Annotated in this window: 17 protein-coding genes; 8 read left to right on the forward strand and 9 right to left on the reverse strand. The window is 38.3% G+C overall.

Features of this window, described 5'->3' with window-relative positions; all coding sequences use genetic code 11:
- Positions 1–330 precede the first annotated feature (330 nt).
- Together H5122_RS04340 and H5122_RS04345 are read left to right on the forward strand one after the other, a co-directional pair.
- Positions 331–1,953 carry an alpha-glucosidase family protein gene (locus tag H5122_RS04340; RefSeq protein ID WP_182681381.1) on the forward strand — a complete coding sequence of 541 codons (1,623 nt, stop codon included), beginning with the start codon at positions 331–333 and terminating at the stop codon, positions 1,951–1,953.
- Between the two features lie 511 nt (positions 1,954–2,464).
- Positions 2,465–2,707: a hypothetical protein gene (locus H5122_RS04345; protein ID WP_002959734.1), complete on the forward strand. Its 243-nt coding sequence runs from the start codon at positions 2,465–2,467 to the stop codon at positions 2,705–2,707.
- Positions 2,708–3,064: 357 nt separating this feature from the next.
- On the opposite strand, the gene topA is transcribed toward H5122_RS04345, so the two are convergent.
- Both topA and H5122_RS04355 read right to left on the reverse strand, forming a co-directional pair.
- A complete protein-coding gene (gene topA / locus H5122_RS04350) occupies positions 3,065–5,773 on the reverse strand; it encodes a type I DNA topoisomerase (RefSeq protein ID WP_149602799.1) in 2,709 nt (902 codons plus the stop codon).
- A gap of 247 nt (positions 5,774–6,020) precedes the next feature.
- Positions 6,021–9,344, reverse strand: coding sequence for a hypothetical protein (locus H5122_RS04355; protein ID WP_182681382.1), 3,324 nt, complete (start codon positions 9,342–9,344; stop codon positions 6,021–6,023).
- A gap of 193 nt (positions 9,345–9,537) precedes the next feature.
- Here H5122_RS04355 and H5122_RS04360 point away from each other — a divergent pair, with 193 nt between their 5' ends.
- On the forward strand, positions 9,538–10,872 hold the full coding sequence (locus H5122_RS04360; RefSeq protein ID WP_024606768.1) for a dicarboxylate/amino acid:cation symporter: 1,335 nt from the start codon (positions 9,538–9,540) through the stop codon (positions 10,870–10,872).
- A 96-nt stretch (positions 10,873–10,968) separates the two neighbouring features.
- On the opposite strand, the gene sohB is transcribed toward H5122_RS04360, so the two are convergent.
- Together sohB and H5122_RS04370 are read right to left on the reverse strand one after the other, a co-directional pair.
- Complete coding sequence (sohB, locus tag H5122_RS04365) at positions 10,969–11,985, reverse strand: protease SohB (protein WP_182681383.1); 1,017 nt, start codon at positions 11,983–11,985, stop codon at positions 10,969–10,971.
- Positions 11,986–12,085: 100 nt separating this feature from the next.
- Positions 12,086–14,515, reverse strand: coding sequence for a VolA/Pla-1 family phospholipase (locus tag H5122_RS04370; protein ID WP_182681384.1), 2,430 nt, complete (start codon positions 14,513–14,515; stop codon positions 12,086–12,088).
- A gap of 206 nt (positions 14,516–14,721) precedes the next feature.
- Between H5122_RS04370 and H5122_RS04375 the strand changes: the two genes are divergently transcribed.
- Positions 14,722–15,468 carry a YciK family oxidoreductase gene (locus H5122_RS04375; protein ID WP_002959717.1) on the forward strand — a complete coding sequence of 249 codons (747 nt, stop codon included), beginning with the start codon at positions 14,722–14,724 and terminating at the stop codon, positions 15,466–15,468.
- 83 nt (positions 15,469–15,551) lie between these two features.
- Here the strand turns inward: H5122_RS04375 and rluB are convergent, their stop codons facing one another.
- From rluB to H5122_RS04395, 4 genes are all read right to left on the reverse strand, one after another.
- Entirely contained in the window at positions 15,552–16,421 is an 870-nt protein-coding gene (rluB, locus tag H5122_RS04380) for a 23S rRNA pseudouridine(2605) synthase RluB (protein WP_138488964.1), read from the reverse strand.
- The gene (gene scpB / locus H5122_RS04385) at positions 16,418–17,008 is read right to left on the reverse strand and encodes an SMC-Scp complex subunit ScpB (RefSeq protein WP_002959713.1); all 591 of its coding nucleotides are present in this window, start codon (positions 17,006–17,008) and stop codon (positions 16,418–16,420) included. The genes rluB and scpB overlap by 4 nt, the downstream gene beginning before the upstream one ends.
- Before the next feature lie 151 nt (positions 17,009–17,159).
- A complete protein-coding gene (locus H5122_RS04390; RefSeq protein WP_002959711.1) occupies positions 17,160–17,681 on the reverse strand; it encodes an EF-hand domain-containing protein in 522 nt (173 codons plus the stop codon).
- Positions 17,682–17,908: 227 nt separating this feature from the next.
- Complete coding sequence (locus tag H5122_RS04395; protein ID WP_007582577.1) at positions 17,909–18,340, reverse strand: hypothetical protein; 432 nt, start codon at positions 18,338–18,340, stop codon at positions 17,909–17,911.
- A 240-nt stretch (positions 18,341–18,580) separates the two neighbouring features.
- Here H5122_RS04395 and xthA point away from each other — a divergent pair, with 240 nt between their 5' ends.
- The 3 genes from xthA to H5122_RS04410 are packed head-to-tail and all read left to right on the forward strand — an operon-like array spanning position 18,581 to position 20,852.
- Positions 18,581–19,387 (forward strand): exodeoxyribonuclease III, encoded by an 807-nt coding sequence (gene xthA / locus H5122_RS04400; RefSeq protein ID WP_182681385.1) that lies wholly within the window; start codon positions 18,581–18,583, stop codon positions 19,385–19,387.
- Between the two features lie 5 nt (positions 19,388–19,392).
- Positions 19,393–20,040, forward strand: a complete 648-nt coding sequence (locus H5122_RS04405) for an energy-coupling factor ABC transporter permease (protein WP_024596545.1) — start codon at positions 19,393–19,395, stop codon at positions 20,038–20,040.
- On the forward strand, positions 20,037–20,852 hold the full coding sequence (locus H5122_RS04410) for a putative RNA methyltransferase (protein WP_182681386.1): 816 nt from the start codon (positions 20,037–20,039) through the stop codon (positions 20,850–20,852). Before H5122_RS04405 ends, H5122_RS04410 begins: the two co-directional genes overlap by 4 nt.
- Here H5122_RS04410 and yfbV read toward each other — a convergent pair.
- Entirely contained in the window at positions 20,849–21,295 is a 447-nt protein-coding gene (yfbV, locus tag H5122_RS04415) for a terminus macrodomain insulation protein YfbV (RefSeq protein WP_024596543.1), read from the reverse strand. The genes H5122_RS04410 and yfbV overlap by 4 nt on opposite strands.
- 283 nt (positions 21,296–21,578) lie before the next feature.
- Here yfbV and H5122_RS04420 point away from each other — a divergent pair, with 283 nt between their 5' ends.
- On the forward strand, positions 21,579–22,793 hold the full coding sequence (locus tag H5122_RS04420) for an acetate kinase (RefSeq protein WP_182681387.1): 1,215 nt from the start codon (positions 21,579–21,581) through the stop codon (positions 22,791–22,793).
- Position 22,794 lies beyond the last annotated feature (1 nt).

The following is a 22,794-nucleotide window of genomic DNA, read 5'->3' on the forward strand; positions in this document are numbered from 1 at the left end:
TATTAGACACAATTCAAATGTTTAATTGGTCAGACCATTAAATTAAAAACATAAAATATATTTTCTCTTGTATGACAAACCGTTATGTTTAATAAAAGCCAGAAAGTAAGTCAGTACCATAATTGGTAAACACCCAACACATAAATAAAACACCTTTAAGCTAGCTATAAGTACTTATTTTTAATAATTTAATTGCGTTAATTTTAGTGCATACGTATGCAGACTTTTTACAGTGTACAAGGCTTCACGTATGCTTTTTGCAAATAACGTGATTAATTGTAATCACAAATAAAAATAGTCTAAATACTGTGTGGAATGACGGAGAAAAGCATGACCCAAAAGCAGTGGTATAAAGGTGCGGTTATTTATCAAGTTTATCCGCGTAGCTTTCAAGATAGCAACAACGATGGCATTGGTGATTTAAGAGGGATTATTAATCGTATTGATTACATTAAAAGCTTAGGCGTTGATGCTATTTGGATTTCACCTTTTTTCAAATCGCCAATGAAAGACTTTGGCTATGATATTAGCGACTATCGTGACATTGACCCGCTTTTTGGTGACCTAAATGATTTTGATGAGCTAATAAGCGAAGCCCACACTCGTAATATTAAAATAATTATTGATCAGGTGTTAAGCCATACATCAGATCAACACCAATGGTTTACTGATAGCCGTGAAAATCAAAATAACAGTAAAGCCGACTGGTATGTTTGGGCTGACGCAAAAGATGATGGGACAGCCCCAAACAACTGGCTATCTATTTTTGGTGGTGGTGCTTGGCAGTGGGAGCCTCGTCGCGGGCAATACTACCTACATAATTTTTTAACCGAACAACCGGATCTTAACTTTCATAACCCAGATGTTCGAAAAGCTGTGCTTGATAATGTTGAGTTTTGGCTTAAAAAAGGCGTTGACGGTTTTAGGCTTGATGCAATTAATTTTTGCTATCACGACGCGCAATTACGTGATAATCCGGCTAAACCAAAAGATAAGCGCCAGGGGCGTGGTTTTAGTGAAGATAATCCGTATGCATTTCAGTACCATTACTACAATAATACTCAGCCTGAAAATATTGAGTTTATGCAAGATATTCGCACATTACTTAATAAATACCCAGGTACTGTATCGCTTGGCGAAATCTCATCAGAAGATTCATTAGCTACAATGGCGCAGTACACCCAAGGTGGCGACAAACTGCACATGGGTTATAGCTTTGAACTATTAACAAATGATTACTCAAGTGAATATATTAGAACTACGGTTGAAACTCTAGAACAACGTATGACTGAAGGCTGGCCATGCTGGGCATTTAGTAATCATGATGTAGAGCGCGTAGCGAGCCGCTGGAGCGAAAATGGCGAAGTAAACCCTCAACAATGTAAAATGCTAACCGCCCTATTAGCTTCTCTTCGTGGCAGCGTGTGTATGTATCAAGGTGAAGAGCTAGGTCTAGGTGAAGCAAGTGTGGCATTTGAAGATTTACAAGACCCATACGGCATTACATTTTGGCCTAATTTTAAAGGGCGTGATGGCTGTAGAACACCAATGCCTTGGGATCTAGCTGATTCATCTCATGCAGGTTTTAGTGAAGTAAAACCTTGGCTACCCGTTGATAATGCACATAAGCAGCAATCAGTAGCTATACAAACAGATGATAACAACTCAATTTTAAATGCCTACCGTGAGTTTATGGCATGGCGAAAAGGTCAAACAGTTTTACTTGAGGGTGATATTGAATTTATTGAAACGCCAGAGCCTGTGCTTGCTTTTTATAGAACGCTTGGAAAGCAAAGAATGCTTTGTATGTTCAATCTCAGCGCTAAGCAAACAAGTATTGATATGCCAACATCAATCGTTAAAGAATACACCGAGCTTAGCCACCACAGCTCAAAGTTAGACCAAGGCACCACAACGCTTGAGCCTTACGCATGTTTTTACGCTCAGTGTTAATGAGTCAAAAGTTGCGCTTAATGTTTACCTAAGTGCGTTACACACGAAAAAGCCCAAGCTATTCACTTGGGCTTTTTTGTATTTAACGCATTCTAGTGACTTTTAGTTTCACCATTTAGACATTCAGTTAAAGCAAATAATACGGCTGATATTACAAACTTAAAATATCCTCATAGTAGAAATAAACAATGACGCTTATGCATTTCATTTTTGAACCTAAGAAATCAATTTTCCCTAAAACAATCTAAATGTTATTAATATAAAGCGTAGAATCAGGTTTTCGTAGCTACTAAATATATTACTCCAGCTAATAATGCTCTACTTACTAAAGTTAAAAAACTGACAAGTAAATTACTCATCCTCACGATAAAAAAATTTCGTTATCTTTTATTTCAATTTCGATTAAAAATCAGTATACCAACAGAGTTGTTCTGGATTGGGCACTACTGATTTATACCTAACTTTAAACTGGATAAATCAGTCATCACACCATTTTTTTAGGAATAAACGAATGAAAAAAGCATTGCTAGCATTAATCGTAGCACCACTATTTGCAGTATCTGCGACTTACGCGGTTGCAGACGATGCGCCAACAGCTTCAGCCGAAATGATAAAAGAATACACAGAAATGTGTGTTAACTGGGCTAAAGATGATGACGTAAGCAATGAAGAGCTAAATGCCTACGTATTAAAATGCGTAAATGATGAGCTTGAATCTGAAGGCTATAAAAAAGTATCTTCTGTTAAGATTTAATTATACCAATTACATTTAATTAGTGATCAATTATAGCGCTAAGAATATAGCTCAATAGCTAAGCGAAAAAGCATGACATATATTTGTTCTCGGCAGCTGCTCCCTGCAATGCCTACTTTCTGCATCTACGCAGTCATATATGAATAGCTTTTAACGCAGTAACTGAGTTATTTAATATGCTAAAATGACCATGTTTTTAATCAAATTGGTAACACGCTTAGGTGAATGTACTGCTAATAAAGCCGTTGCGAAAGCATTCAACTAAGCACAAAAAAACCGGAATAGACACAAGCTGTGCATTCCGGTTTTTTTATGACTTTTTAAATCTACAAAAGCTATGAATAAGCAATAACGAGCTTATTCATCTTCTTTTTTAGCTTTCGCTTTAGGCTTAGCTTTAGCTGGTGCCTTTTTTGCAGCTGCTTTCTTTTTAGGCGCTGCTTTTTTCTTCGCTTCTTCTGTCCATTTACCTGCTTCATAATGAGCAGTCCAGCCGGTAGCTTTACCGTCAACTTCAGTCATAACATACTGAGATTTATTTTTACGGCTATAGCGTACAACAGCAAGATTACCATCAGGATCTTTAGCAGGTGCATCTGCTAAATAATAAAACTTAGGCGAAATGCGGTCTCTAAAGCGTTTTAGTTCTTCAACCTTAGGTGCACGTGTTTCACGTGACTTAGGAAAAGTATTTGCGGCTAAAAATATACCCGCAGCGCCATCACGTAAAACAAAATACGCATCTGACTTTTCACACTCTAATTCAGTAATGTGAACAGGATCTTCTTTTGGTGGAGCAGCCTCGCCATTTTTAAGTAACTTACGTGTGTTCTTACACTCGTCGTTATTACAACCAAAGTACTTACCAAAGCGACCCGATTTAAGCTCCATGTCAGAACCGCACTTATCACATTCGATAATTGGTCCGTCGTAGCCTTTAATTTTAAAGGTACCTTCTTCAACTATATGCCCTTTACATGCTGGGTTATTACCACACACATGTAGTTTACGGGTTTCGTCAATTAGGTATGAGTCCATTGCAGTTTCACAAATAGGACAACGCTTCATCTGCATTAATTTTTCGGTTTCTACGTCTTCGACATCAGCAGCAACCGCTTCATCGCCCGACACTAAGTTCATTGTTGTAGTACAACGCTCTTTTGGTGGAAGGCTGTAACCAGTACACCCTAAGAAAACACCGGTTGAAGCCGTACGTATACCCATTTTGCGGCTACATGTAGGACATTCTATATCGGTTTCAACCATCTCATTAAGACGCATGCCGCCATTCTCAGGCTCGTCTTTAGCGACAGTTAATTGAGTTGAAAAATCAGCATAAAACTTATCTAAAACTTGAGTCCATACACGCTCGCCTTCAGCAATGTCATCTAAACGACCTTCCATTTTAGCTGTAAAATCAAAGTTCATTAAATCAGTGAAGTTTTCAACTAAGCGATCGGTAACTATTTCACCCATTTTTTCAGCGAAGAAACGGCGATTTTCTACACGTACATAACCACGGTCTTGAATTGTTGATATAATCGACGCGTAAGTAGATGGACGACCAATACCGCGTTTTTCAAGCTCTTTTACTAAACTTGCTTCACTAAAGCGAGCAGGCGGCTTAGTAAAGTGCTGCTTAGGATCAAGTTCTATTAAAGTAAGTATTTCACCTTCTTTAACAGCCGGCAGTGATTGATCTTCTTCGTTCTTTTTACGCACAGCAGGTTGTACTTTTGTCCAACCATCAAAGCGAAGCACGCGGCCTTTTGCTTTGAGCTGGAAATCGTTAGCTGCAACAGTCAGTGTTGTTAAGTCGTATTCAGCAGGTACCATTTGGCACGCTACAAATTGACGCCAAATTAACTCATACAGCTTTTTAGCATCGGCATCTACGCCTTCGATATGACCAGACAACACAGTAACGCTTGAAGGACGTATCGCCTCATGCGCTTCTTGTGCATTGCCTTTAGAGCTATAGTTAATTGGATCTTTTGGTAAATATTTAGCACCAAACTCGTTCGTTACATACTCACGACACATTTCAACCGCATCTTTTGAAAGATTAGTTGAATCGGTACGCATATAAGTAATATAACCGCCTTCATACAAACGCTGAGCGAGCATCATAGTCTTTTTAACGCCATAACCTAAGCGTGTACTTGCTGCTTGTTGCATGGTTGAAGTAATTAATGGCGCACTTGGGCGACTTTTACTTGGTTTTTCTTCAACGCTAATTACTTTGTATTCTGCATTCTCAAGGCTTTTAACAGCTGCGCTAGCCTGAGCTTCATTTACAGGCTTAAATGCCTTTCCTGCTTGTTTGGTTACTTCTAAGCGTAACTCAGACTCAGTATTCTTAACATCAGCGTGAATATCCCAAAACTCTTCAGGGATAAATGCCTTAATTTCACGTTCACGCTCAACTAATAAGCGTACCGCAACAGACTGAACTCGTCCTGCAGATAGACCACGTGCAACTTTTGCCCACAATAAAGGAGAAACCATAAAGCCTACAACACGGTCTAAAAAGCGTCGTGTTTGCTGAGCGTAAACCATGTCTGTATTAAGCTCGCCAGGTGTTTCGAAGGCTTGTTGTATTGCGTTTTTGGTAATCTCGTTAAAAACTACGCGCTTATACTTTTCAGGTTCACCGCCAATGATTTCTTGAAGGTGCCAAGCAATTGCTTCCCCTTCTCTATCCAAATCCGTTGCGAGGTATATTTGATCTGCATTTTCAGCCAGCTTTTGTAATTCTTGAACAACTTTCTCTTTACCTGGCAGGATTTCATAATGCGGCTCCCAACCTTGCTCAGGATCAATACCCATACGCGCGACCAGGTTAGTATAATCTCGTTGCTTTTTATACGCTGCTTTCTCTTCAGGTTCCATTTTGCGAACTTCTGCTGGCGTTTTAGTTGCCGGCACTTTAGCTTTGCTCGAACCTGAAGTAGGTAAATCACGTACATGCCCAATACTGGACTTTACGATGAAGTCATTACCTAAATATTTATTAATTGTTTTAGCCTTAGCAGGTGACTCTACAATTACTAGCGATTTGCCCATAGTTGCCTATTTCTAACCAAATATTAAAAATGTGTTTTGCCGACATAAGCGGCGCGAATATTTATAGGTATATCTACAAACACTAGTTGTTACAAGCTTTTAATACAAACTTTTCAGTATTTACTGAATAAACGAACAATTTTTGTCGTTAAATTAAACAAACAGGTGTTTTTAGATTAATTGATGTGGAATATATAGAACAGAAACAAAAATGCCAACCTAAAGGTTGGCATTTTTAAATAAAGCCTTATTTACTATCGTAAATTTCGATTCCTTTGGAGACTGTTTTAGTCCCACCAGCCTGAGTAGTAAACTCAAATGTTATTGAAAGTACCCCATCAAATTTATCATTACCATCCGCTTCACGAGAAATACGAACATCTGAATACATTGGTTTATCCGTATTCGTACTTGGAATGATAGCGTTATTTTCGATAATAGATAAGTCGCCATTTGTAGATGATATTGACACTGTTGTACCTGCAGGTAACGGATTGCCAAACTCATCTGTATAGTGAATACGAATAGTAATACCAGCTAAACCAACTTCTAATTGTTCAGGATCAGTTTCATCAGGGTCAGTTTCATCATACGCAGGATTATCAGCAAGCACATTTGATAGATCAACTGCTGATATATCACAACGTTCAGATACATCGGATGGCTCAAGTACTGCTACAACTGAAACAGAGCAATCTGCAGGAACATAAACAGGGTACGGCGCATCAAGAATATCCGTTGTTTTCAGCACAGAAAAACGAACATATGGATTATCTCCAGACATAACCAATTCAATTTGTTTACGCACTTCAATTAACTCACGAGAACACTCACCTGCATTTTCAGCGGCTTCGCTACATAATAAACCATTATATTTACCATCAGCAAAGTCATAAATACCGTCATTATCTAGGTCTCGCCATGTTTCATTATGACCACCTCGTGAAATTAACTCAGAACATTCATCCGTAGACGGGTCATAATTTGAAGCATCTGCATCACTACAGTTTGCTTTATCAAAGGCAGCATTTTCATTGTGATCTATAAATGCTTCAGGTAAATCGTAACTAGTATAATATTCACCAATATCAAACAAGCCATTGGTACGTTTAACATCATCAGTGGTTTGCTCATCTACAAAGTTTTCTTGCCCTTTAGTGACAGCGAGAATACTTACACGCCCTCCCATAACAACACCATCAGCACTATTTTTAGCGCGTGTGATACCATTTATACAAGGAGCTGCAATACCAAAATATGGGTCACAATTTATAATACCTGTTTTTGGATTAATACCTTCAGTAGTTGTTACGTCCCCATCAATATCGCCAATTCGGTTACCCCATTTGTAATCATAAAATGGACGGTCTCCCTGAGAGCGCCAGGTTACAACACAGGTAGCATCGTCAGTTTTACACGTAACTTCATTGCTAGATGAGCCAATGACACCCGCTTCAGCTAAAATAGTTGCTTCTACACCGTCACCGTTATAATTATTAAATTGGTCACCAAAATATACCGTAATATCATTTAAAACACCGTTATAATTAAGTGAGTTAGTATTAAACGTATTTGGGCTTGCATCAAAACTGTTTTGGTCTGTTACGCCCGAAGCCAGTGTTAATTGAGCCGATACAGAACTTATCTGCTCGCTCAATGGTACTAAAGTAAGTGTTCCGTCTGGACAAATTTCATTGTTAGGTTCTGATGCACACAGTTCTACATCATCAACCCAACATGTTAAGTCATCACCTTCAGGTAAGTTATTAACATCTTCTTTAGAAATAAAACACGCTTTTACAACTAATGGACCAGGCACTATGCCAGATTCAACCGTTGTTTGAACAAAGCCTTCATTATTTGTATCACTTGTTCTAAGTGACAGTTTAGCTGCGCCCACTGAATCTGTTAACTTAAAATCTATACGTTGTTGCGTGGATGCAAGGCCATCTGCATCTATTAGCTTAAATCTAACGATCGATTGAGTCGGGGCGCCGCCTTCACCTGGTGGTAATGCAATAAATGTCTCACTCACATCAACAAACTGTATTGATTGTACCGCTGATGTTTCCACAGGAATAATCGAAGTAGCAGTAAAGTTTTTACCACCTGTCTCAACCGTGATATTAATGTCATCGTCAATACTACAACCTGTAGCTCGGTATGTTGATGTTGCGATACCACTTGATGATTTTACTGATGCATCAATTACTGAGTCGCCACTAATTACACAAGTTGAGCTGAATTCAACATCTGTTGGAGTTAAGTATAAATTACCGTCTTCATCTAAAAGTGTTACTTCAATAACGGTACTACCACCTGCTTTTAGAGGAATAACATTTCCTGAAGTATCTTTATTAAGCCCGTTATCAACCTCTAGGGTTAAATCAGCAATACCTACAGCAAAATTAGTTGAATTAGTTTCACCTACAGACGTTACAGTCACAGTACCTGCGCCACCAGTATTTCCAGGCTGTAATTTTAGTAAAGCAATACCAAAGTTATCGGTAAGAGCTGTTCCAGATGAAGGAAGAACAGAACCTAAATTTGTTGAAATATTAACAAGCGAATTTTTACTACCTTCACCACTTTGCTCATCAATGACTTCAACAAATAATTCACCTAGTTCTGATGAAGAGATAGTATTAGCTACCGTACAACCCGATGATGCTTGTGTAGGGTCAAGTTTTACACTTGAACGATTATCGTCCCAGCCTGCATTACAACCTGTTAAAAGCTTTACTGATATAGAGAATTGTGCCAAATCAACTGGTGCAGAATCACCTGATGAATAAAATACAGCCGTATTACTCACTTCTGTTGAGTTCGTAGGATTATAAGTTGCAACCACTTGACCTGCGCCTTTGAAACTACCACTAGAGAGAGTTACTTTTGCCTCACCCGCTGAGTTTGTAATTGCAGTTCCTAAGTCTGGCGTTATTTTACCTGTGAAGTTTGTAGTAAAAGTAACAAGCTGCTCGCTAAGTGCAACTCCATCATTTTTTAAAATTGCTGTTACCGTGCCTAAATTGTCAGTTGTAACCGGGTTTGTATCTGAATACTTAGCACCATTTTCATCTACAATATTTACTGTTAGAGTTGTTGACCCACTAACACCAGTATCATCACCCTGCCCACCGCTTGACTGAAAAGCAAAAGTACTTGTATAAGATTCACCATCGACCGTATAAGTAGCGGTTACTTCTCCAGCACCGGCTTGAGCACCTGCTGTAAGCTCAACAGTTGCAATGCCATCGTTCTGGGTTAATGCACTCGATGGAGACAGTTCACCAATATCGTCTTCTAATGTAAACGTGATGCGCTTACCAGCAACAATTTCGCCATCTTGAGTAAGAATTGCGCGTAAATCTAAAGAGGAGGTAGGTGTAACAGAATTTGACTCTGTTGCGTCTGTTTGAGAATACCCCTTTAATGAAACCGAGTATGTAGCAGCCTCTGTAGTGGAATCATCATCACTAATAGAGCCGTCTTTTTCAAGTGACCCACCGCCACCACAGGCTGTGAGTAAAAAACTTAGCAATGAAATGCCGAGCAGTCGCATTAAAGGCATGAACCTCTCCCTAGCGTTGTTATTATAATCAAAATTAATTTTCACTTAATATTAACCTATAACTTAGTCTAAAATCTCAGTTTTTTATTACTTTTTTGCGCAAAATAATTTTAAATAAATACCAATTTTTTCTGTAGTAAATATTTCCTTGCTGGTAGTCTATGGCAAATTTATAAAATGTAGATCAGGGAATATGTCAAAAATCCGTTCAATGAGTTTAACCACTCGCATCATGATTGGTATGGCGCTTGGGGTTGCAGTAGGTTTTATATTTCAGGCTATATTAGCTGGTGAAGACGATTATCTAATACCACTTGGGTTATTCTCTTTGCCAATTAAAGCCTTTTTTGTTGATGGTATTTTCCATGTTGGTGGCCAAATATTTATTGCCAGCTTAAAAATGTTAGTTGTGCCTCTTGTTTTTGTATCGCTCGTTTGTGGTACCTGTAGCTTAAGCGACCCTAAAAAACTAGGCCGCCTAGGTGGTAAATCTATTGGTTTATATTTATTAACTACAGCTATTGCTATAACGGTGGCTATTACACTTGCCTTATTATTTAGCCCTGGTGAAGGTATAAGCTTGCCATCTAATGCAACTTATGATGCTAAAGAAGCGCCTACCCTTGCACGTGTAATTATAGATATGTTTCCTACTAACCCATTTGAAGCAATGGCCAAAGGTAATATGCTTCAGGTTATAGTGTTTGCACTATTATTTGGTGTAGCAATGGCATTAAGTGGTAAAACAGGCAAACGCGTAGCAAGTGTTTTTGAAGATTTAAACACAGTAATCTTAAAACTAGTTACGCTGTTAATGAACATTGCACCTTATGGCGTGTTCTTCTTAATGGCAAAACTATTTACAACAATTGAGCTTAACTTAATTGTTAGCCTAGCCAAATACTTTGGCGTTGTAGTGCTTGCACTGTTATTACATGCTTTTGTAAACTACACATTGCTTTTAAAAATATTAACGGGCTTAAACCCGCTTATTTTCTTAGCAAAAATGAAGCACACATGCTTATTCGCATTTAGTACCTCGAGCTCAAGCGCAACTATGCCTATTACACTTGAAACTGCTACTAAAAAACTAGGTGCTAATAACTCGGTTGCCTCATTTACTATCCCACTGGGTGCTACCATTAACATGGATGGCACTGCCATCATGCAAGGTGTGGCTACCGTGTTCATTGCACAAGTGTTTAGTGTAGATTTAACAATTTCTGATTACCTAATGGTTATATTAACAGCAACACTTGCCTCTGTAGGTACAGCAGGCGTACCTGGTGTTGGTTTAATAATGCTGGCCATGGTACTTAACCAAGTTGGCTTACCTGTAGAAGGGATTGCAATTATTATCGGTGTAGATAGATTACTTGATATGACACGTACAGCAGTTAATGTAACCGGTGATTGTATGGTTACCTGTGTTGTTGCCAAGTCTGAAGGTGAACTTGATGAGAGCATCTTTAACGACCCTAATGCAGCTAAAGACTTAGAAGATTATCATAAGTCTATTGACTCATAAGCTACATTTATACAGCTATAAAAAAACCTTGATGCAATACATCAAGGTTTTTTTTCGAGTAGAAAGAATTAAACTGAATCGTAAAAAAATTCTAATCTAAGGATTTAGGGATTTAAATTTAGAGAGTAAGTTTATTCCCACTTTATTTACACCACTACTCAGGCCAAGAGCTAGCTTATCGCTTAATCCCTTTTTAATTTTGTATTTAATCTTATAAATTTGGCGCTCATGTTGCTGCTCCAGTAATGCATCATCACTTGTCTTTATAACATCTACCAAACCTTTATCAATCGCTTGAGTTGCAAACCAATGCTCGCCTGTCGCAACTAAGTTTATATCTAAGCTTGGGCGTTGAGTGCTTACAAACGTTTTAAATAAATCATGTGTTTGTTCAATTTCTTCACGAAATTTTTCACGGGCCTTATCTGTGTTTTCACCAAATAAAGTAAGCGTACGTTTAAACTCACCTGCAGTTATTTGCTCAAATTCCACATCATTTTTCTTTAATATTTTATTAAAGTTTGGTATTTGAGCTATCACACCAATAGATCCAACTATGGCAAAAGGGGCTGCCAGTATCTCATCGGCTACACACGCCATCATGTAACCACCGCTCGCTGCTACTTTATCAATTGCAACACTCAAAGGAATACCGGCATTTTTAATACGCTGTAGCTGAGATGCAGCAAGTCCGTAGCCATGCACTACTCCGCCGCCACTTTCTAAACGAATAAGTACTTTGTCTTTACTTGGGTTAGCAATAGAGATAATGGCTGTTATTTCTTCTCGTAAGCTTTCTACTTCGTGAGCGTCCATACTACCTACAAAGTCAATTACATATAAACGAGGTTTAGGCTCATCTTTATCTGCTTTTTTACTTTGCGATTTAAGCTGTTTTTGGTGTGCTTTAAGCTCTTTTTTACCCAGCGTATTTTGTAGAAAACTTTCTTTAAGATCGACTAATTGCTCTGATATGTCGTCAATTTGTATTTCACCTTTTTTGGCTTTAGGCTTAACTGCAGCGCCAACTATTAGCATTAGAATAACTGCTATAGCGATAACAAAAGTAATTGTTTTAGCAAAAAACAAACCGTATTCGTATAAAAATTCCAACTGGTTTCTCCATTTATAAATTTCAGCTAATTTAGCATGCTTTAAAGCAAAAAAAAGCCACTTTTCAGTGGCTTTTAAAGGTTAATTATTTTATTGGCTATTAATCAGTCACAACCTCAGGGTTGGAAACTAATAACATTCGACCGCGAGCAGCTAAGTAAGTAGCTACTTGCAACTGCATTTCAGCATTAGCGGCAGCACTGCCTTCAACAGTTGCAGCCTTTGCAGCATCTTGAGCAGGCGTTAAAATAGAACCATGATGCCCTTTAGTAAATTTAACTAAGTAGCTAGTTGGTGTTTCACTCAATGCTTGCGAAGTACTTACTGTTTCGAGACCCATTAAGTTAGCTAATGGAATTGTGCCAGAAATAGGATTATTAGCTGCCATTGGTGGTATCACTTGGTCAGGCTTGTTATCAACACCATCGCCCACAACAACATTAGTATAAACAGGAGTGCCTAATGCTTTCACAGTGGCTGCGTAATTAGTTGGATCGCCACTATCAAGTGCTGTTTGCGCCGCAAATGCAAATTGAGTAAACACTCCTTGAATATTAGTTAGCTTACTTGTTTCACCAGCTGTAGTTAACGAAGCTACATACTCGTTATAACCACAGGTTAAATATGCTTCCATATCTGGCAATACTGCACCACAGTTAGACACTGCATCAACTTGTAAATACGCGTTAAACTCATCAGCTTCTGTTGTACCTGCTTGTGAAAGTACTGAACCTTGAATAAATGGACCAAATGCAGCTGATTCTAGTAAGAAGCTAGCTATACCGCCGCCGCCACTTGCAAGTGCTACTGTGTTTACATTAAATAATGGGTCGACAGTTGGCGCTAATGGGTTATTAGCTTGTGCAATAAATGCAGGGGCTACAATAGAGCCTAATGAATGACCAATGTAAGTTACATCTTGCGCATTAATCGTTGCATCATTAATAAAGTTTAGACCTAAACGTAAACCTAATAAATCAGCCGCTGATTGACGTAAGCTATCACGCGCAACAAGTAATGAACTTAAATTCATGTAACTAAGCACAGAACCCGTTGTTGCATTAAAGTCGTCTGTTCCATCACCATCAACATCTATTCCACGCTCACCATGTCTTGGATGGTCAATAGCAACTGTTGCAAAGCCTTGAATAGAAAGCTGCGCCGTTAAAGCAAGCATACTTTCTTTTTGTGTTGTAATACCGTGTTGCATAATAACAACTGGCCATCCGCTATCAGGCATTGCGATAGGATCTAATTGTAACTGCGCACGTACACCATTAATTATTGGTAAAATAGGCTTAGTAACTTGCACTGGCACATTTGCCATGCTTTGTACTTTTGGAATGGAGTTATATTTTGTTAAATGACGTGTGCTATCTAGTCCTAAGTCACGTAATTGCCCGTCACTTAATGCAGAACATAAACCATCATTTTCACTAATAGGATCTGTCGGAAATGCATCACCAGCAACGGCCTTGTAACCGATTATTGCCACCGCGTTATCACACATACCTTGCCAATATGTATCACTTAAATCACTAATATCAGTACCCGTTGGTGTACCTAAATACATCGGTAGCATAATGCTACCTTTTTGATATTGCACACCAGAGAAAGCAGCAGACACTTCTACACCCTGAGAAGCAAATACCTGTTGTACATTTACCATCGGTTGTTCAGGAACTTGAAGCGCAGGCGTTGGCATCGCAGGCTGTTGCAAACTTGCAGCTAGCAATTTTTTAATTGTCCCAAGTACTGGCCCCGCAGACTGAATAGTCATTGCGCTAGAAAAAATAATATCTTCTTTTGTTATATTTCCTGAACTTACAACTACATTTTCGTAACTGTTAACAGCTCCCTGCAAACCAAGTTGGGCTTCTGTAATTAATGGCGCTTCTTGTTTAACCAGCCCATAAGTAGAAGAAGGCTCGATAGAACGCCCTAATGAATCTTTAAGACCAGTAGTTAGTACATTGATGTATGAGCTACCTGCCGTAAATGGTTTTAAAGGAATAATTGCAACGGCATCACCAGAAGCTTGAGTGACAAAATCAACACCAAAAGTAAGCTCACCGACCAATTTACAAGCTGTACCTGCAGCTACAACTGAACATTCTGCGTCAGTTAAACTTGCACCCATTACTACTTCAAAAATACGGACTGTACCTGGTGTCCCAGCAGACGTTTCATCTAAGCTAACATTTGGCGGAAATGTTAAATCGATTTTATAAGGAATCTGAGAAGACCAACCGTCAAGTGCGCCTAGAGCAAGCTGAGGGTTAGCATAAGCTGCTCGAGAAATAGACACATTGTCGTCATCTAATTCTCCAGGAATATTAAGTGTACCGTCTTGGGTTCCACTCATTAATAAATCATTAGGTACCGATAAGATACCTGCAGCAGGGTCAAATGTAACTGTTGCTGTTGGAATAACGGTTGCTGTGTCGTTCTTAACATCTTCTAACGTTTCTCCGCCGCCACAACCTGCCAAGGCAGCTGTAACAGAGAGTGAAAGTAGCATTTTTTTCATATTGTTGGCTCCGCACATATTTTATTTTTATAGTGTGTTTAATCAGTGTATTAAGTTAAAACAATGTAATCAGGTTATTAATGAGACATTAGACCAGTTAAACTTAACGTAAAGTTTCTATTTTCGCCACCTAATTTTACAATAAATTCGATTACTTCACGTTTCGCTATGTTAAAATCAAAAAAAATAGATGAATGGGTACTTTTATGCACACATATCAAGCGGCTGAAAACGCACTTAAAGATAAAATTATTTTAATAACAGGCGCCGGTGATGGTATTGGCCGAGTAGCAGCAATTACGTATGCAAAATACGGTGCTACAGTTATCTTATTAGGAAAAACAACTAATAAACTTGAATGTGTTTACGATGAAATTGTTAATGCAGGTTACCCTAAACCTGCAATTGTGCCCATGGACTTAAAAGGCGCAACTAAACAAAACTATCGTGACCTTGCTGCAACAATTGAATATCAATTTGGCCGCCTTGATGGCCTGCTTAATAATGCAGGTATTTTAGGGTCACTTGGTCCACTTGAACATTTTTGCTCATCTACGTTCGAAAACATAATGAAAGTAAACGTGACCGCGCAAGCGATGATCACTAAAGCGCTTTTTCCTGTTCTTCGTAAGTCTGATAATGCATCAATCGTGTTTACGTCATCAGGTGTAGGCCGCAAAGGCCGTGAGTTTTGGGGACCATATGCCATCTCAAAATTTGCAGTAGAAGGCATGATGCAAACATGGGCATGTGAAGTAGGCAAAACGAATATTCGTATAAACTGTATTAATCCAGGCGCTACTCGCACTTCTATGCGCGCTGCTGCATACCCAGGAGAAGATAGAGACGCGCTTGCTACACCAGAAGATTTAATGCCAACCTACTTATACTTGATGAGCGATGATTCTAGTAAAGTGAATGGCGAATCGTTAGATGCTCAAGTAAAAAAGTAATTTAGAGTTTAAAAAATTTATACAACACACATTAAAAAAGCCGCAATTAGCGGCTTTTTTGTGTTCAACAAATAACTAATTTATTATTTACGTTTGGTAGGCTTAACACGTTGATTGTGTTTTTTAACTGCTTTGCGGATCTGGTTGATTTTAGCGCGTTTATCTTTGCGTTTTTCAGGCATAACAGAAAGCTTAGTTTGTGTCTCGCGCCCTAATTTAACGGTTTTGCGTAAGTAGTTTACTGTTTCTAAATCATACTCCATCCAACCACCTTGTGGCACGCGCTTATCAAGCTCTAGTTTACCGTAACGAATACGAATAAGACGAGATACTTCCGCATCTTGAGACTGCCATAAACGACGAACTTCACGGTTACGCCCTTCATTTAACGTTACGTTAAACCAACGGTTAACGCCTTCGCCACCCATAGGGGTTACCGTCGTGAATTTGGCTGGACCATCTTCAAGCTCAACACCACGTAGTAAGTTTTTAACCGTTTCGTTGGTTACTTCACCAAATACACGTGCAGAGTATTCACGCTCTACTTCATAGCTTGGATGCATTAAACGGTTAGCTAATTCACCATCATTAGTAAAGAGCATCAAACCCGATGTATTAACGTCTAAACGACCAACCGCAATCCAACGCTCACCATCAATACGAGGAAGTCGGTCAAATACTGTACGGCGTCCTTCTGGATCTTTACGTGTGCTTAACTCACCTTCTGGTTTGTTATACATAATTACACGACAGATTCTATCTGCCTTTTCTTCAATCTTTACAGTGTGTCCGTCTACACGAATTAAATCAGTTTCTTCAACACGGTCACCTAACTTTGCCACTTTACCGTTTACACTAACGCGGTTTGCATCAATGTATTTTTCCATTTCACGGCGTGAGCCTACGCCTGCACGGGCTAGGACTTTTTGTAACTTTTCACCTTGTATACTCATTCGGATGGTTCTCTCACAGAAGGATCACTTAATAACTGGTTAATTTTACTTTGCTGCTCTGTTGGCAGCGCAGGTAAGTTTTCAAGTCCAGTTAACGAAAAATAATCTAAAAATTGTTTAGTAGTTGCATATAAAGCCGGCTTACCCGGAACCTCTTTATGCCCTACCACTTTAACCCACTCTCTTTCGAGTAGGGTTTTAATAATATTCGAACCCGTAGTAACACCCCGTACTTGCTCAATTTCACCGCGTGTAATGGGCTGCCTGTATGCAATAAGTGATAATGTTTCCAGTAAAGCACGCGAGTATTTTGGTGCGCGTTCTTGCCACAAGTTATTTAACCAAGGGCTTAAACTACTACATGCCTGAAAACGATACCCACTACCAACTTCAACTAAGCGAATACCACGAGTTTGAAAATGTTCTTGTATTGTATCTATTGCGTCGTTTATTCGCGCCATAGAAATAGCTAAATCTATTAATACAGTATCTTTAAGGTGGCGTTTACTCACAGGCTTATCTGCAACAAAAATAGCTGCTTCAATGATCTCAACTAGTTGTTCATCACTAATTCGCCGACCCGCCATACACACTCTTAACAAATAAAAATACACAGCCATCTATTATGACAGAACAACACCAAACTAGGAAAATATATCTACTAAATAACTAGATTTTAAATACAAAAAAGCCAGTGATTATCACTGGCTTCTAATTTACTCTTTAAAACAACAAATATTAGCTGTGTTTAATGGCTTCTAGTGCATCATCTTCAGCTACTGCGTTACCGTATTTTTTAATGTAACCCATAAACTCGCTTTTACTGATGCGCTTATCTTGGTTTTTATCCATGTAACCAAAGTGATTTGAAATATCATCATCGTTACCTTCAACTACCGAGATATAGCCATTACTGTCGTTATCTAAGCTTGAAAAGCTGCTTTCAATTTTATCAAATTTAGCGATTTCAGCTTTAAATGCCGACTCACTTACTTCAGAATCAGTGGCTACTTTACCATTGTTTAACTTCATGTAAGTGTTGAATTCTTTGCGGCTAATTTCATTATCCATATTGGTATCAATATTTGAAAAATGGCCCCAAATGCTATCGTCATCAGCTTCAACTTTTGAGATGTAGCCATCGCTGTCATTATCTAAACTTGCAAAGTCACTGTCTATTCTTTCAAGACCTTGATTAGATGAACAAGCCGCTAGGCTTAATGATGCTAAAATAGTGGCTGCTAATGTTAACTTTTTCATAAGACGTATCCTTCGTAATTAATTAAATGTCACTTTAACTAATACAAATCCAATGCCAATAATAGTTAACTTATAAGAATCAACAACTTAATCTCGACTGGTGCATTTATTGAACAGTTTCAATAAGTTAAGCTTGCAAGCTTTGCAAACAACCTTGTAATTTTTGCAAAAAAATACCCGGTAAAAAACCAGGTATCTCAATTTTAGTTATATAGTTCAGCTAATAATTAGATTGCTGCGTTTTGGTAGCGTTTAACAAACTCAGTAACGTTTTGACCATTACATTTTAATGAGTTTAAGTTACCAATTTTTTGACGAACAGGTGCTAAACCTTGTTTTAAAGCCGTCATACATAATTGAGTTTCTTGTTGAGCGTCTTTTGCAAATACTTCTACTTTCTCAACTGATGCGTTGCTTAATGTCGTTTTTTTAGCAATATCGCGAATATCTTCACCATTACATAAAATGCTTTTAGAAAAACGAGATAAGTAAACACCGTGCTGAGCAGCTTCTTTACGAGCAACACTAAAGCCTTCGTTTGCGCTTAGTACACATAACTTAGACTCAATTTTATTATCTTGACTGAAGTAAGTATTGCTTTGTGCTGAAGCAGTTGCAGATGCTAATAAAGCAGTAGCTAAAAGTAGTTGTGTTTTCATGAGAGATCCTATTTGAACGAGCTAAATAAGTGAATTTCGCGCATTATATATTCAATAAAGTTAAGTTCAATTGAATTTTTTATTTATTTAAAAAATTAATACTGCATTTACAATGTTTAAACTTTACTCACCAATTGATCAACATTTGTGCAGCTATTTTCTCATTTCAGTCATGTTATGTACGCGTATTTACTGATACAATTTAATTCATTAAATAGATCCAATTTTAAGGTAAATTTTATGAAAGTGATTTCTTTCAATATCAATGGTCTGCGTGCTCGTCTCCACCAATTACAAGCAATTATCGACAAACATCAACCAGACGTTATTGGCTTGCAAGAGATTAAAGTTCATGACGAAGCATTCCCACTAGAAGATGTACAAAAAATGGGATATCACGTATACTTTCATGGCCAAAAAGCCCATTATGGCGTAGCTATGTTATGCAAAAAAGAGCCTAAATCGGTCTTAAAAGGCTTTGCTACCGATACAGAGGAATCGCAAAAACGCATGATAAGCGTCACTGTTGAACAAGATAACGGTCGCGACCTTACAGTCATGAATGGCTATTTCCCACAAGGTGATAATATTAATCACGAAACTAAATTTCCTTATAAACGCCAATTTTATAAAGATTTAATGACACACCTTGAAACCAACCACACCCCCGATCAAGACGTCATTGTTATGGGCGATATCAACATATCACCCACCGATTTAGATATTGGTATTGGCGAAGTTAATGCAAAACGTTGGTTAAAAACGGGTAAATGTTCTTTCCAACCGGTAGAGCGTGAATGGCTTGCAACATTACTTAATTGGGGCTTTAAAGACACCTTTAGAGAACAAAACCCAGAAACAGACGATCAATATTCGTGGTTTGACTATCGCTCTAAAGGGTTTGTAGATAACCGAGGGCTTCGAATAGATGTAGTACTTGCGACTAATGAGCTTGCATCACGCTGTATAGATACTGGTATTGACTACGAACTGCGCGGTATTGAAAAACCCTCAGATCATGCCCCTATATGGTCAACATTTAAGTAATTACTATGCTCAGCATAACAATACAAGGGCTACTTTGGGCCCTTGTAATTATTATTGCCCTACTAAGCTTTGATAAAAAAACATATAAAACATTGCTTAATACGCCAGCCCGTCAAACTGGAGTTCTTGCATGTGCGTTAGTGTTTGCAGTGCTTTGGCGAATAAAGGCTGGCATTTTAACTGGCCTTGATTTACACATATTAGGCGTTACGGCTGCTACATTAATTTTAGGCTGGCGATTGACTATTTTAAGTAGCCTACTTGCCACAGCACTACTCGCTGCCTTTGGTCAAATTGAACTTGAGCTGTTACCAGTACAACTGTTTATTGGTGCGTTTATTCCTATTTTATTGAGCTATCTTGGCTTTATAATTAGTTACCAATATTTACCTCGTCATTTTTTTGTTTATATATTTGTTTGTGCGTTTATAACCGCAGGATTTATAGCCTGTATAAAAATAGGCCTAGGTGCTTTATTTTACTTAGCTATAGGGCAATACAATTGGCAAGAACTTGCAGATAACTACGTTTATTTAAGTGCCATAATTTGGTTTCCTGAAGCAATGCTCAACGGCATGGCTATAACAATTATGATCACCTATCGCCCGCATTGGGTAAAAACTTTTTACGATAAGGACTACCTAGACTCATGAGTCTACAATATCAATGCCCGCTATGTAACCTCGCACTTTTGAAAGCTGATTCAACACTTCGTTGTGCTAATAACCACAGCTTTGATTTTGCCAAAGAAGGGTATGTTAATTTACTGCCTGTCCAACAAAAAAATTCAAAACAACCAGGCGACTCCCTTGAGATGGTACAAGCTAGACGCGCATTTTTAGAGCGTGGATACTACCGCTTTTTACAACAAAATCTTAGTGATTTAGTCGGTCGAATAAGTGCGAATACGGTTATAGATTTAGGATGCGGCGAAGGGTTTTATACCCAAGCAATAGCCAGTAAAACAGACGCTATAGTGTACGGTGTCGATATTTCAAAATCTGCCGTTAAATATGCAGCAAAGCGCTACCCTAATTGCCATTTTAGTGTTGCATCAATTAGCCAAGCACCTTTTAAAAGTCAATTTGCTGATGTACTTATTAGCGTATTTGCACCTTTGTTTGAGGATGAACTTGAACGTCTAGCTAATAAAAACGCAACATTAGTGGTAGCAAGCCCAGGCCCTTATCATTTAAAAGAGCTAAAATCGTATATATATTCAGAAGTAAACGAACATACTGAAATAGCCACGCCAAAAGGGTTTCAAAAATCAGAACAGGCTCTTTTAACAGAGCATGTAGCGCTTAGCTTTACTGATATTAAAAACTTAATAATGATGACGCCATTTGCATGGAAATTTAGACCCGAGCACTGGACAGCACTCGAAGAAAAAGGTGAACACAATGTCACCTTATCGTTTTATATTACTCAGTTTACCAAAATAGATAATGGTATAACCCGCTAAAACTGCTCTTTAGTAAATGCTCTATCCATTTTTTCAAACATATCTTTAAGTAAGTTAGCAAGCTCCATATAACGGGGCTTGTTTTCACTTAACTGCGTTTGATATCCATTAGCCGCCATTTTAGTGTACAGCTCGTTGTACCATTTTTGCATCGCAGGATCTAAAGGCGTTTGCGCTCGTTTACCTAACCAAAATAAACCTTGTAAAGGTAACGATATAAAAAATAATGCACTCGCAATAGCTTGCGGTAAAAAATCAGAACCTAAGTAATTAAGCTGAAAAAACAACGTTAGCATAGCCAAGATTGGCATTACTGTAATGGCAAGCTCAGTCGCTCTAATCACTCTAAACTCTAAAAACAAAGGCGCAAGCTCTTTACGCATTGGCCATTTTTTACCATACAAACGGCCTGTTTGTAGTTGTGACATCACACTTTTTTGCATCATGACTCCTCACAGATACTGCTTTTAAATACAATAGAAAACGAGCTATACCCAAAGTGTAACACAAAATGAGGGAGTTACACTTTCTCAGTAAAAGAGCTTAAATTTCCCCTTTAATGGCGAACAATCCTAACTTAAACATCATAAATAAGGTAAAATATTTAACATTGAGTTAACCACTTTGCAGTTGAACGTTTAATTGTTTTAGCTTTATTTAATACCGTAAGTGTAACTATCACGTATTAACGTTCACTTACTAAATTTGTTTATGGAAATTGAATCTATGCCAACAACCTCCCCTGAATCCCAACATGTTTTAGTTTTAAACTGTGGTAGCTCTAGTTTAAAGTTTGCCATTATTGATGCAAACGACGGTCACGAAATTATATCAGGCCTTGCTGAACGCTTGGGCGCCAAAGCCCCCTCCATTAAATACAAATTCAATGGAACTAAGACGGTTATCGACTTAGCGGCTAATCAAGCACATGCTGAGGCTATAAATACGCTTGTAAGCTTAATAAAGGATCATAACCTTGATGAGCACCTTATTGCTGTTGGGCACCGTGTTGTTCATGGCGGAGAGCATTTCACAAAGTCAGTCTTAATTGATGAAGACGTAATTAACGGTATTACTAAAGCGTCTTCTTTAGCGCCGTTACATGGTCATGCGAACTTGTTAGGTATTTCATCTGCACAAGCTTCATTTATAGGTTTACCCCAAGTAGCAGTATTTGACACAGCATTTCATCAAACTATGGATGAAGTTGCCTACCTTTACGCCCTACCCTATAAGCTTTATACAGGCTACGGTGTAAGACGCTATGGTATGCACGGCACAAGTCATTACTATGTAGCAGGACAAACTGCTAAATTATTAAATCAGCCTATAGAGAAGAGTAATTTCATTAGTGCTCATTTAGGTAATGGCTGCTCTGTTACTGCAATAAAAAATGGTAAAAGTGTTGATACCAGTATGGGTTTAACGCCATTGGCTGGTATTGTTATGGGTACTCGCAGTGGAGATATTGACCCCGGTTTATTTAATTTTTTAACTACACAGCTTAGTTACAACGCTCAGCAAATAGATAATTTATTAAACCAAGAAAGCGGCCTACTAGGTATTAGCGAACTCTCTAACGATTGTCGAACGATTGAAGAAGCCGCTGTTGCCGGACATAAACAAGCACGTTTAGCGCTGGATATTTTTTGCTACCGACTAGCCAAACAAATTGCAGCTTACATGGTACCATTACAACGTTTAGATGCACTTATATTTACTGGCGGCATTGGCGAAAACTCCGATATCATACGTGAAAATGTCATTAATCAATTAGCCTTTTTAGGATTCAGTTGTGACCAGAAGAGCAATCTTGATGCACGTTTTGGTAATCAAGGTATTATTAGTTCAGCCAATACTTCACCCAAAGTGGTAGTAATGCCGACCAACGAAGAGTGGGTTATTGCACTTGATGCCGCTAACATCGTAAAGGAGCTTTAAT

Source organism: Pseudoalteromonas sp. SG43-8 (assembly GCF_014164245.1).
Taxonomy (GTDB): domain Bacteria; phylum Pseudomonadota; class Gammaproteobacteria; order Enterobacterales; family Alteromonadaceae; genus Pseudoalteromonas; species Pseudoalteromonas distincta.